Below are 11,789 nucleotides of genomic sequence, written 5' to 3'. Positions count from 1 at the left end.
GGCTCTAGTCTTTACCTAAAATGCGGGTCATGAGAAATTGACCAGGATTATCCCATAGGGCCTTGCCTTCAGAAACGATATTATCGGTGATTTCTACCGCCGAACCCCACATGCCATTCACGCCTTCTTGTCGATTGCCAATATTACCATCCCAATCTTTAGAGGTAACTTCAACTTGCGGACAATCGCCATAGCAATCGCAATGTTCGTCGAAGGAAGTGACTTTGAATTCACCTTCTAAGACTGCACTTAAATCATTAAGCACCATCATTCGGGCAGAAGCTTCTCCAAAATCCAAACCTCTGAAAACTACGCGTGCTTTAAAGGTTTCATAGGCGTCGCTCTGTACACAAAAGTGGTACTCGGCCGCCTGTGCCATTAAATTTGCACTGAGGCTCATCGCCAGAAATAGCATGAAGAGCGATTTGGTTTTCATAAAAGCATTCGTCGAAAGGGACCCTAAAGGTCAGAAAAAAATTAATTCATGACCCTAACTTAATTCAGGACGTTGAAATACAAATTGATTAGTTTTAGATAGAGATGTGAACAAAATTCTAAGTATTTGGTCATTAATGAGATAAATTTAACAATGATGAAATCCAATTAGAGGTTCTTGTCGTAGATTAATCAAAGCCACCTATGAAATTCCTGTTCCCCCTAATGCTATTGCTGTTTGCCTGCACAGGCAGCATGGCTCAGAATTCTGATTTAGATGTTCATGTCAGTTTTTATTCAAGTTCATCGGCTTTAAGCCTGGAAGATGTAAAAGCACTGCCCCAGGATTCCTTTCAAATTGCGGAGGACCGTAAAACTGAACAGGGCTTTAGCAATCAACATCATTGGGTAAAATTATATCTAGGAAACCCTCAGTTAAATGATTTTGAGGGATTTATGGAATTAGGTCGCCCGGTAACCGATAATATTGAAGTGTATCAGGCTGATAATCCGAAGCCCATCTGGCGCGGTGGAGATCGTATCCCATTTGAGGAGCGTAGCAAGGCCCATCGCCTAAATGTATTTCCTTTGGAACTGGGTCCCGAATCCCATCAATCCTATTTGATTCACTTTAAGTCTGATGGCGAAACCTTGGACTTACAGCCTAAAATTTACAGCGAGGAAGCCTTTTATCAGCGGCAATACAGCGAACAATTGTTTCTGGGGCTTTTTTATGGAATGCTATTTCTTAGCGCCATTATTTACCTGTTCTTCTATTCCGGTTTAAAGGAAAAAACCTTTTTGTTCTATGGCATCTATGTACTGAGCGTAGCCCTACTACAAGGCTCTTTGGATGGTTTCAGCTATCAATACTTTTTTCCTTCCGGATCTAAATTTGGCAGTCAGATCATTTTACTCAGTGGCGTTTTCACCAATTTCTTCCTCCTACTTTATAGTGCCAGTTTCTTGAAGGTGAGGGATATATTGCCTCCGATCTACAATCTCTTCCGCTTCTTTTTTATAGCGATCCCATTAGTTGGGGTCCTTATTTACCTTAGTGACACTACCCTGTATTGGAGCTATTACTTAACTAATATCAATGGCCTGCTGAGCTTGATTTTAATTTTGATTTCGGTAGTCTATATACATTTTAAGGTTCAAAGGGTAGACTCATTTTTCTTAACCGGGATTTTCTTTTTGGTGATGGGATTATTGGCTTTTGTACTCAATAACTTAAGCATGCTGCCCAACAATTTCTGGATTCAGAATAGCGCCAAATTTGGAATCGCTCTGGAAGTAATTTTCCTCTCTTTATCCATGACCAATCTCATCGGGAAGCTTCGCGAAGAAAAGGAACGCTCTCAGGAGGAGGCCTTGCAGAAATCGGAAGATATATCGGCCATGAAGACCTATTTCATGTCTAATATTTCCCACGAATTACGTACTCCTATCAATGCCATTCTGGGCATTGCAACGGAGCAATTGGAAAGGGATTTAGGTGCAGAAGAGATGGAGAATTATCGCATTGTGCGCAGTGCCTCTTTTAATCTCTTAAGCAATGTGAATGATATTCTGGATTTTGAACAGATTGAGAAGGGACAACTTGAATTGGATCAAAGCTCGGTTTTTGATCCCTTGCAGGTTTTTACCGATGTAACCGATTCCTGGGGTTTTGAGGCGCGTAAAAAGGGCTTGTCTTTCGATTGCGTGATGGTAGATGAACTCCCCGAAAAATTGCAAGGAGATGAAAAGCGCTTCCGTCAGATCCTCAATAACCTAATCAGCAATGCGGTTAAATTCACCGCTCATGGTTCGGTGCGCCTTACTGTGCATTGTTCGGATCAAGGGGAACAATGCCGAATTCGAATGAATCTCAGTGACACCGGTATCGGGATGTCAGAGGCTGAATTAAGTCAAATATTTGAAAGCTTTAATCAGATGAAACTCAACAACAAACGTCGCTATGGAGGCCTGGGTCTCGGTTTAACCATTGTACAGCACCTCGTAAAATTGTTTGGAGCCAAAATAGATGTGGACAGTGAACCTGGTATGGGAACCAATGTGAAATTGGATTTACGTTTGGCCCATGTTAAGGAAGCTGAAAAACCAATTAGCCAGGAAGCAGTGGACTTAGATTTCGATATTTCGAGCTTCGACCTCAGAGCTTATCAAGGTGAAATTCCGGATAGCACTAAAATTCGGGTTTTGGTGGCTGAGGACAATGTGATGAATCAGATGATCTTGAAGCGCTTATTAGCCACCATCCCCAATCTAGAATTAGAAATAGCCAATGATGGCTTACTGGCGCTACAGCAGATGTCGGATAAAGCCTTTGATATCATCTTGATGGATTTACAAATGCCCAATATGGATGGCTATGAGGCCACTGCTGCTATTCGCTCCGGTGCCTTAGGTGAGGCCTATCAGAAAATTCCCATTATTGCCGTTACGGCCGATGCTACCATGTCAACACAAAAACGAGCCTTGCAAACCGGTATGGATTCCTTCATGACCAAGCCCGTACGCAAGGAGCAATTGGTGCAGAAAATTCATGAGCTGACGGGGAAAATGCGGGTAGCTAGCTAATATAAAAGGCCATCCTGAAAATTCAGAACAGCCTTTAATTAAGAGAGGGAAATAGGATTATCGACTTACGCTTCCGCTGGCAGCACTAGCTTGTGCATTATTATTCATAGGATAGAGTTCACGATCATTAGGAGCCGCTGGAACCGAGCCCACTAAAGGCTTTAAGCTAAAGGGCATGGGGCTATTATCAGGAACGGGTTCCACCGAAATCACCGCCGTGGCACCAGCTAAATTGGTAGGGAAACTGAGGCCATTGGGCGCATTTTGCAAGAAGTCTTCACCAGGGAAGGGAGGTCCGGCCATAGTGCCAGAATAGGGGGCGGCATCATCTGCTTCATTGCCGGTTTTAAATCGACCGGTAGAGAGCACCTGACCTTCAATTACTACCCATCCTTCATAAATCCATCCATCAGGTAATGCGGGTAGGTTTAAAGCTGCTTCAGGTCCGGCGCTTGGATCCAACCACCATAATCCACTTAGTTCATCGCTGCTCATTCCGCCATCAGTGGGAGTGGCTAAGATGTATTGTCCAGCGGCAGAGCTGAAGTCGGTGCCAATAGCAGCAGCATGAGCAGTACTCAAGGAAGCCGTGCTATTATTAAAATCACCAGCTAAGATATGCACATCACTAGGAGCGGGATCTGGATCTGGACTGGGTTCGATGGTTAAAACATAGCTAGTTGCAGCATTCAAGTCATCAGCATTTAGCGAAAAGCTGGATTGACTTAATTGCCCATTTGCATCCACATCAAAGAGCCCGGCGGAAATGGGAACGCCATCCACAATAATCCATCCTTCATAGCGGAAGTCTGAGCCTAGATCTTCCAAACCCTGAAGGCTTAGACTTAATTGAGATTGATTTGAGGAATTGTCGGCATTGTCGTCTTCCTTGTCACATGCGGCACTCAGACCGATAATCAAAAGGCCATACAGGCCCGGTTTTAAATACTTGTACATAATTGAAAATTGAGTTTTTGGTCGATGCACCTTGCTTCGATCCGCATTCCTTATAGCTCAGCAAATATGAAAGTGCTTGATCGCGAAAGCCTTAGCGTAATTTCCTTTTTCATTGTCAATTTTTCCTTTCTCTTACGACTGTAGAGAGAAGCTATTGGAAATATGATTTATCGCGGAAATACAGATGAGTACCTGTCTATTGGAACTTTGAGCGGGGAAGAGTTAGGAGGCCTCTTAGAGCCGGTACCCAGTGCCCTCTTGGTTTTGTGGTTTACTCAGGATCATAACCACCTAAGGATTGATGGCGAGAACTATTGCTTTAATCGCAATGAGCTCATCTGCCTCACCGAATTTCATCAAATTGAAGAAATAGACATTAAAGAAGCGCGGTTAATAAAGTTCAATCGATCCTTCTATTGTATAGTAGACCATGATAGTGAGGTAAGTTGTAAGGGCCTGCTATTCTTCGGCTCTAAGCAATTGCCGCGCATGGATTTACCCGCCGAAGAAATTGAGATCTTCGAAACGGTATATCGGATGTTTAGCCTCGAGTTTGAGAATACCGATCATCTGCAAGGGGAGATTTTGCAAATGATGCTCAAGCGTTTTTTAATTCTATGTGTGCGACTTTATAAAAAGCAGTGTCGCCTGCAGGCGGATGGTCCAAAATTGGATTTGATAAGGGAGTATAATTTCCTGGTCGAAAAGCATTATCGCGAAAAGCACAGTGTGGCCGATTATGCTGAAATGCTCAATCGCTCACCCAAGACCTTGGCTAACCAGTTTAAAAAGATGTCGGATCAAAGTCCCTTGGAGTTTATCCAAAACCGACGCATGTTAGAAGCTCGCCGACTATTAGTGCGGGGAGATTTGAGCGTAAAGGAGGTGGCTTATGATTTGGGTTTTGAGGATGTACAAAGCTTTAGTCGCTTTTTTAAAAGAGAAGAGGGAATGAGTCCGGCGGCCTTCGTTAGGATCAAGGGAAAAAAGGTTAACTTTTGAGGTAAAATGGCCAATACCGGGCCTCTCCGGCGGTTGAATCTTTGCAGTGTTCAAATTGATTAATCTAAAAACACGAATAAGATGAACACTTTTGATGTACCCGAACGCCATGAAGTAGCGGAAGCGAATCAGCAAATTTTCGATAACCTGAAATCCAAATTGGGATTTGTTCCGAATCTCTACGCCAGCATGGCGCATTCTGATACTGGCTTGGCTAATTACCTGCAGTTTCAAGGAGCGAAAACTTCTTTTAGCAATAAGGAAAAAGAGGTGATTAACCTGGTGGTGAGTGAGTTTAACCAATGTAAATATTGCCAGGCTGCCCATACTGCCATTGGCAAGATGAATGGCTTTAGCGATGAGCAGATTTTGGATATCCGCAGTGCCCAAATTAATTGGGACAGCAAATTAGCCGCCCTGGGCCGCTTGAGCCTGGCCATTGTAGCCTCCAAGGGAAAAAATGTAGATAAGGAACTGAGTGACTTCTACGAGGCTGGTTACGATCGTGGCAGCTTGGTAGACCTCGTTTTAGCGGTGGCCGATAAAATCGTGATGAACTACCTGCATAATATTATTCAGATTCCGGTGGACTTTCCCGCTGCCCCTGAATTAGAAGAAGCCTTGTCTTAAGCGAAGCCTTAGGTTTTTTGGTTGGTGGCCGCCCTTCTGCAAAGAGGGGCGGTTTTTTATTTCTTACTCAGCTTATCAGCAAAGACCAGAAAGAGATCGAGGAACTTACTTTGTTTGGAGCGATATGACTCATCTACGATGGAACCTTCAGGGTCGATAACCTTATCCATATTTCCTACGGTAAGCATTTGCGGATGCGGAAAACCATGACAAGTAAGGATGTTCTGCTGTAATTGATAGGCCGCGCGAATACCGCCCATACTGCCAGTAGAACCGGTGGCTACACCGATGGGCTTATGTATAAAGGGATCCTTGGCGAAAACATCAATGAAATTCTTCAAGCCAGAGCTAATGGCGCCATTGTATTCCGGACTCAAGAAAATGAAGGCATCTGTGGCCATTAAAGTTTGGTTGAGCTCTACTAATTCTGCTGCCGGCGCTTCTAATCTACTCAAACGCTCTTCAAAAGGGGGCAGGTTGATGGCGGCCAGATCAATCAGATTTACTTCCTGTCCTCGCTGTTCTAAATCCTGTTGAAGGGCAAGAGCAATGCGATGACTGATTCTTCCGGTGCGGGTGCTGCTCGAAACGATACTGATTTTCATGCAAATAGATAATTAGCGCTTATTGGCTCGAAGTTAAGAGGAATCCCCGCAAATACCATAGGCCAATAGGGGATTAGCCTTTGCTTGGGCTGAATCTCATTTTGATCATTCGATTTGAGAATTTAGTATTTTCAAGCCATGGAAATCTTTACTCGCAAATCCAGGATTTACAGACACCTGGTACTGGCAGGCCTGTGGTATGCCATTGTAATCTATAAAGTGACTAGTGGTATTCCGCTCGGTCCTCCGGATGCCCTATTCTTATTGGCAGGCATGAGTTTCTCCTTTCTCTTTTATGTGGAATGGAAAAGACCCTATGTGGTAATTAAGGATGGCGTATTTAGTCAAGGCTTATTTGTAAAGAGCAGCATTAAGCTGGATGAAATTCACGAATGGCAGAACCGTTCCGGAGTTCTTTATCTAGCGGGAGCTAAGCATAAAGTGAAGGTTTTGCCCAGTCGGATTAGTCAGTCGGATATGGAGCAGATTTACGAAGTCCTGAAAGGCGATAAGTCGGAAGAGGAAACGGAATTTCGCAAGGACCACGATCTATGAAAGCGCTGGTAACGGCTTTTCTATTAATGGCCTTGGTGGCCGATCAAAAGGATTGGAAAACAGCTGAGCTCAAAGGTTTATATGTACATGAGGATGGAGAACCGGGTCGTACAATCGAAAATTCGGATGGTTCTGAAAGTCACATTATGCCCATAATTTTTTCGAGACAGGTTTTGGACTTGAAGTCATGGGGCCGTTTTGAAGAACGCAATGAAGGCTTTTCAGAAACCATGTATGTACAAAGAGGAAGGTGGAAATTGAAAGGAGATACTATTTACCTGCGTTTTTATCCCAAAGGCTCGAAGGAAGAACGCTATTTTGTGGAAGACAATGGCAATCTCATCCACAGCAATGGTGCCTATAGCTATAGTCGCCAGCGAGAAAAATAGCTATTAATATTTCAACTAACTATTTAGTTGAATAAGGGAAATTTCTATCTTGCCGCTATGAAAATCCCTTACCTCTTAGTATTCATTTTCTTGATTAACAGTCCCGGATTGTGGGCTCAAGAAGGGCAGGAGTCCTTAAAGCCAATTGAAGAGGCTTTAGCGAGCTATCAATATCAAAAGGCCTATTCGCTTTTAAATGCCCTGTCGGCAGAAGACCAAAACTCAGAAGCTTATTATGCCTTGGCCAGCTCTACTTATCGGGCATTGGGCTATAGCAATGAAGCGCGTTCCATTTATCAAGCCTGGACCGATTTAGATTCAACTTCCTTAGAAGCTTGGCTGCAATGGGCCCAATTGGAAAGCCAGGTCCAGGAATATGATGAGGCTTTTCGAATTTATTCAAAGCTTCTCCGCTTAGACAGTAGTAATGCTTATTTCTATAAACTGATGGGGCAGTTGCAGCTTAAAAGAGAGAATCCAGTAGGGGCTATGGGAGCTTTTATGGAAGCCGCTCAATTGAATCCCAAGGATAGCTGGATACAATCGCAGTTGATCAATCTGTATCTGGAATTTCAATTTTATGCGCAGGCAGATTCTTTATTGGAAGTCAATCTTCAAACTGATCCGGATTCGAAATTACTGCGTCAATTAGCCTTGCGATCGGCCTTTATCCAAAAGCAATATCCCGAAGTATTAGAACAAAGTGTGGCTCTTTTCCAGCTGGGCGCTGATTCGACTTACAGTCTAATGCGAATGCAAGGCCTTGCGGCCTATCATAATGGTAATTATAGCTTGGCAGATAGCTCCTTGCAGCGGGCGATCCAATTGACTCAGGATCGGGAGACGCTGTATTTCTATTTAGCGCTTTGCAAATTTGCCCTCGATGCCAATGCGGCGGGAGAAGCTTATTTAAGGGCGGCTATCAAAGCGGGAATTTCCAAAGCGATTCCGGTTTATGAACTCAATTTGGCTCTGTACCTCGATGAAGAAAAGCGTTATACCGAAGCCATTCCTCTGTATAAATCCGTGTACGAGGCTAATGAATCGCCTCTAATGCTGTATTATCTGGCTCGAGCCTATGATGAGCAATACAAGAGTAAAACCACGGCTCTTTCTTACTACGAGCAATTCTTGGAAAAAGGTCAAGATGAACCTTTTCGATATTTAGAATACAGTCGGGAGCGTATATCCGAAATAAAAAAGGTGCAGCATTTCCAAGCGGAATAATGCTACACCTTTACTATTTGAATTGAGGAAATTAGGCCTCCTCAGATTTGTCGATAGTATTTACAGGCTCATTTTTCTTGCCGCCCATAAACTTGCGAATACCTGCGAAAAGGGCTACCGCACCTACAGCGATAATCTTCCAGAACTTAGCCAGGAGTACAAAGAGTCCGGCTTTTGCCAAAACCTTTCCGGCAATTAAGCCGCCAATACCATAGGCCGCCACCTTGTCCATATCCGGATTAAAATCGCTGTAACGATTTCCCTCATTAAAGTTAACGGCGGGTAAGATTTCGGGCATTTCCGCTTTAATTTGATCTAACATCTGCAAGTCGCTGATGAAGTTTAATTCCAAATAACCACGGCGACCTAAAATCCGCACATTGTAGTTTAAGGTATGGGCACTGTCATGATCGAAAGAGAGCTCTTTGGCCCAGTGTAATTTCTTGTTCTCTGAATCGTAAAAGGGAGCAGCGGCCCAGCCAATTACTTCAATACTGGGATAACCTTGTTGAATACGCATGGGATTGGCTTCCTGAGCATCCCCTTGCATGGTTTCCATCAATTCATCATAATCCAGGTCTTCCGCGTCCTCATCGTCCACATAGCCTTCTTCGCTATAGCTTATGATAATGGCGTAGGTGCTATCATCTAAAACACTGGTGTTTTTAGGGATCATCATTCCCAATACACTTTGATCCGGAGGATTTCCCCAAACATCCGTCAGCACTTGAATAGACTGGCTTTTGCCCAGATACATAAAATTAGAAGGCACATTTAAGGTAGCTAGATCATCACCTAATTGGATGCTGCCCAATTCGAAGTTCAGGGCATTATCCAAGCTATCCTTGAATTTGAAATAAGCATTGATCTCATCAATAAACTGCATGCTGATGCTGTCGAGCGCCGTGCTGTCCACCGCTGTGCTAAGCGAGTCGCTGGCTTTTACATTGCTTGCAGCCAAAAGCAGAAGGCTCAGGCCGATTAAGGTTTTTCTCATGTTGGTCAATTTTGCCTGCAATAATAAACAAGTTTGCTATTACGAATTCCGGTTCAGGGGAATATAGGTCCTCATACTTGCTCATTAGAAATGTAAAGTCCTTTGGAAGCTTTATAGAAAGGGTGCGCTTTTCAGCTTGATAGAGAGGGTCTTAGTGTCAATTATCACCAAAATAGATTTAAGCTTTTAATAATATCACAGGCTAGAACCAATATGGATATTATGAAAAACGCATTTCAAATTGTTATTATCGGTGGAGGAACGGCAGGCATTATGACCGCGGCTCAACTCTTAAAAGCCAATTCAAAATTGGATATCGCGATTGTTGATCCCTCAGATATGCACTACTATCAACCTGCATGGACCTTAGTGGGAGCTGGTGATTTTAAATTATCCAAAACTGCCCGAAGCATGGCCTCGGTTATGCCCAATGGGGTGAAGTGGATAAAGGACAAGGCCACCGCCATTCATGCCGAGGAGAATAAAGTAGATACCGCCGAGAATGGCAGTTTGACTTACGATTTTCTGGTGGTGGCTCCCGGCTTGGTTATGGCTCCGGAGCTTATCCCGGGTTTAAAAGAATCCTTAGGCAAGGGTGTGGTTTGCAGCAATTACACCGATCCCGAGCATACCTGGGAGGTACTACGCAATTTTAAAGGGGGCAATGCAATCTTTACACAGCCCACCACGCCCATTAAATGTGGAGGGGCTCCGCAGAAAATCGCTTACCTCGCCGCCGACTATCTCCGTAAGAAAGGCCTATTGGATAAAAGTGAAGTGGTTTTTGCAACTCCCGGTTCGGTGATCTTTGGGGTGCCGGAAATCCGTCGCACCTTAATGCATGTGATCGATCGTTACGGAATTCACTTTAAACCCTTTTATGCCCCTGAGTCTATTGATCACGAAAATCGGGTGATCACCTTTAAGAGCGTTCATCCCGAGGAGAATCAATGTGTGGTGAATGAGGGCAATACTATTGGCGAAGAGATGCATGGCGATATGACCATCAAAATGCCTTATGATATGTTGCATATTGCGCCGCCTCAGCAGGCACCACAATTTGTACGAGAATCCGATTTAGTGAATGCCGCTGGCTGGCTGGATGTAGACATTAATTCCCTTCAGCATAAGAAGTATTCAAATGTATTCGGCTTAGGAGATGTGGCAGCTTTGCCCACCGCTAAAACCGGCGCCGCCATCCGTAAACAAGTGCCGGTGGTGGTTGGAAATTTACTTTCATTGATTAATAATCAGGCGGCCAACGACAGTAGTTATAAAGGCTATTCCTCTTGCCCCTTAGTTACGGGATATGGAAAAATGACTCTGGCGGAATTCGACTATGAAGGCAATTTTACGCCGGATCCAAAATTGAAGCAAATGCTGATAAAGGACTCATCGAGAGAACATTGGCGCTTGTATATGTTAAAGAAATACGGCCTGCCTTATTTGTATTGGAATAAGATGTTAAAGGGGCAAAAGGTCTAAGCCTTTAATCAAAGACCTTTATAACTTTATAAGGGCAGCCATTTGAGTGACGGATGTTACTCCAGCAATTTGAGCAATCGCGCACCTTTGTCGCATGGAAATTTTAGGATTTGTATTAGCCATTTTAATGGGATTTACCCTGGGCCTTTTAGGAGGTGGAGGATCAATATTAACAGTACCTATTTTGGTATATGTTTTAGGTATTGAGCCTGTGCTTGCCACTGCCTACTCCTTATTTGTAGTTGGTTCAACTTCGGTTTTAGGGGGAATCCGCAAGAGCATGGAATCTCTGGTGGACTGGAAAACCGGTTTAATCTTCGCCGCCCCTTCCTTATTGGCGGTTTTCTTAACCCGTCGTTTTTTGGTGCCCGCCATTCCTGAAGAACTGTTTACAGTAGGCGATTTCCATTTCACGAAGCAAATAGCCATAATGGTCTTCTTTGCGATTGTGATGTTACTCGCGGCCTATTCCATGATTAAAGGTCGCAAGGAAAGTGATGAAGCAGAAAAGAAGCATTTAAATATTGTGTTGGTAGTCCTGGAAGGGACAATTGTAGGAGTTGTCACTGGCCTCGTTGGGGCTGGTGGAGGATTTCTGATAGTGCCCGCCCTCGTGTTGTTGGTAGGTTTGCGAATGAAAGTAGCGGTGGGCACTTCACTTGTTATTATTGCTATAAAGAGCCTGATTGGCTTCCTCGGAGATTTGGGCTCCGGCCAGGAAATCGATTGGAATTTCTTACTCTTCTTTACAGGATTCTCCTTCATTGGGATGTTCCTAGGGATTTACGCCACTAAATTTGTGAAACCCACCGCCCTTAAAAAGGGATTCGGATGGTTCGTACTTTTAATGGGAATCTTCATCCTCTTAAAAGAAACCATACTCTAAAGTCTAAAATCTAACGTCTAAACTCTAATATCTAA

General features: G+C 43.8%; 12 protein-coding genes. 8 read left to right on the top strand and 4 right to left on the bottom strand.

Annotated elements, in window-relative coordinates; translation table 11 throughout:
• Positions 1-4: 4 nt before the first annotated feature.
• A complete protein-coding gene (locus H4K34_RS01685; protein ID WP_210759105.1) occupies positions 5-415 on the bottom strand; it encodes a hypothetical protein in 411 nt (136 codons plus the stop codon).
• Between the two features lie 224 nt (positions 416-639).
• Between H4K34_RS01685 and H4K34_RS01680 the strand changes: the two genes are divergently transcribed.
• Positions 640-3,021, top strand: coding sequence for a hybrid sensor histidine kinase/response regulator (locus tag H4K34_RS01680; RefSeq protein WP_210759104.1), 2,382 nt, complete (start codon positions 640-642; stop codon positions 3,019-3,021).
• 57 nt (positions 3,022-3,078) lie between these two features.
• On the opposite strand, the gene H4K34_RS01675 is transcribed toward H4K34_RS01680, so the two are convergent.
• Positions 3,079-3,978: an anti-sigma factor domain-containing protein gene (locus H4K34_RS01675; protein ID WP_246452172.1), complete on the bottom strand. Its 900-nt coding sequence runs from the start codon at positions 3,976-3,978 to the stop codon at positions 3,079-3,081.
• Positions 3,979-4,140: 162 nt separating this feature from the next.
• Here H4K34_RS01675 and H4K34_RS01670 point away from each other — a divergent pair, with 162 nt between their 5' ends.
• Together H4K34_RS01670 and H4K34_RS01665 are read left to right on the top strand one after the other, a co-directional pair.
• Entirely contained in the window at positions 4,141-4,980 is an 840-nt protein-coding gene (locus tag H4K34_RS01670; protein ID WP_210759103.1) for a helix-turn-helix domain-containing protein, read from the top strand.
• 81 nt (positions 4,981-5,061) lie between these two features.
• Positions 5,062-5,610, top strand: coding sequence for a carboxymuconolactone decarboxylase family protein (locus tag H4K34_RS01665; protein ID WP_210759102.1), 549 nt, complete (start codon positions 5,062-5,064; stop codon positions 5,608-5,610).
• A gap of 56 nt (positions 5,611-5,666) precedes the next feature.
• Here the strand turns inward: H4K34_RS01665 and H4K34_RS01660 are convergent, their stop codons facing one another.
• Positions 5,667-6,215 carry an NADPH-dependent FMN reductase gene (locus H4K34_RS01660; RefSeq protein WP_210759101.1) on the bottom strand — a complete coding sequence of 183 codons (549 nt, stop codon included), beginning with the start codon at positions 6,213-6,215 and terminating at the stop codon, positions 5,667-5,669.
• A 138-nt stretch (positions 6,216-6,353) separates the two neighbouring features.
• Here H4K34_RS01660 and H4K34_RS01655 point away from each other — a divergent pair, with 138 nt between their 5' ends.
• From H4K34_RS01655 to H4K34_RS01645, 3 genes are read left to right on the top strand one after another with little or no spacing between them, the layout of a single operon-like run.
• Positions 6,354-6,770: a hypothetical protein gene (locus H4K34_RS01655; RefSeq protein ID WP_210759100.1), complete on the top strand. Its 417-nt coding sequence runs from the start codon at positions 6,354-6,356 to the stop codon at positions 6,768-6,770.
• Positions 6,767-7,159 carry a hypothetical protein gene (locus H4K34_RS01650; RefSeq protein WP_210759099.1) on the top strand — a complete coding sequence of 131 codons (393 nt, stop codon included), beginning with the start codon at positions 6,767-6,769 and terminating at the stop codon, positions 7,157-7,159. The genes H4K34_RS01655 and H4K34_RS01650 overlap by 4 nt, the downstream gene beginning before the upstream one ends.
• Before the next feature lie 57 nt (positions 7,160-7,216).
• Positions 7,217-8,386 carry a tetratricopeptide repeat protein gene (locus H4K34_RS01645; protein WP_210759098.1) on the top strand — a complete coding sequence of 390 codons (1,170 nt, stop codon included), beginning with the start codon at positions 7,217-7,219 and terminating at the stop codon, positions 8,384-8,386.
• Positions 8,387-8,417: 31 nt separating this feature from the next.
• Here H4K34_RS01645 and H4K34_RS01640 read toward each other — a convergent pair whose 3' ends face one another.
• Positions 8,418-9,383 (bottom strand): DUF2167 domain-containing protein, encoded by a 966-nt coding sequence (locus tag H4K34_RS01640; RefSeq protein WP_210759097.1) that lies wholly within the window; start codon positions 9,381-9,383, stop codon positions 8,418-8,420.
• Positions 9,384-9,605: 222 nt separating this feature from the next.
• On the opposite strand from H4K34_RS01640, the gene H4K34_RS01635 reads away from it, so the two are divergent.
• Both H4K34_RS01635 and H4K34_RS01630 read left to right on the top strand, forming a co-directional pair.
• Positions 9,606-10,868, top strand: coding sequence for an NAD(P)/FAD-dependent oxidoreductase (locus tag H4K34_RS01635; protein ID WP_210759096.1), 1,263 nt, complete (start codon positions 9,606-9,608; stop codon positions 10,866-10,868).
• A 94-nt stretch (positions 10,869-10,962) separates the two neighbouring features.
• Positions 10,963-11,754, top strand: a complete 792-nt coding sequence (locus H4K34_RS01630) for a sulfite exporter TauE/SafE family protein (protein ID WP_210759095.1) — start codon at positions 10,963-10,965, stop codon at positions 11,752-11,754.
• The last annotated feature ends 35 nt before the right edge of the window (positions 11,755-11,789 follow it).

It is taken from the genome of Croceimicrobium hydrocarbonivorans (assembly GCF_014524565.1).
Taxonomy (GTDB): Bacteria; Bacteroidota; Bacteroidia; order Flavobacteriales; family Schleiferiaceae; genus Croceimicrobium; species Croceimicrobium hydrocarbonivorans.
Note: the sequence above shows the minus strand (reverse complement) of the source record. Positions and strands in the feature narration are given on the sequence as shown.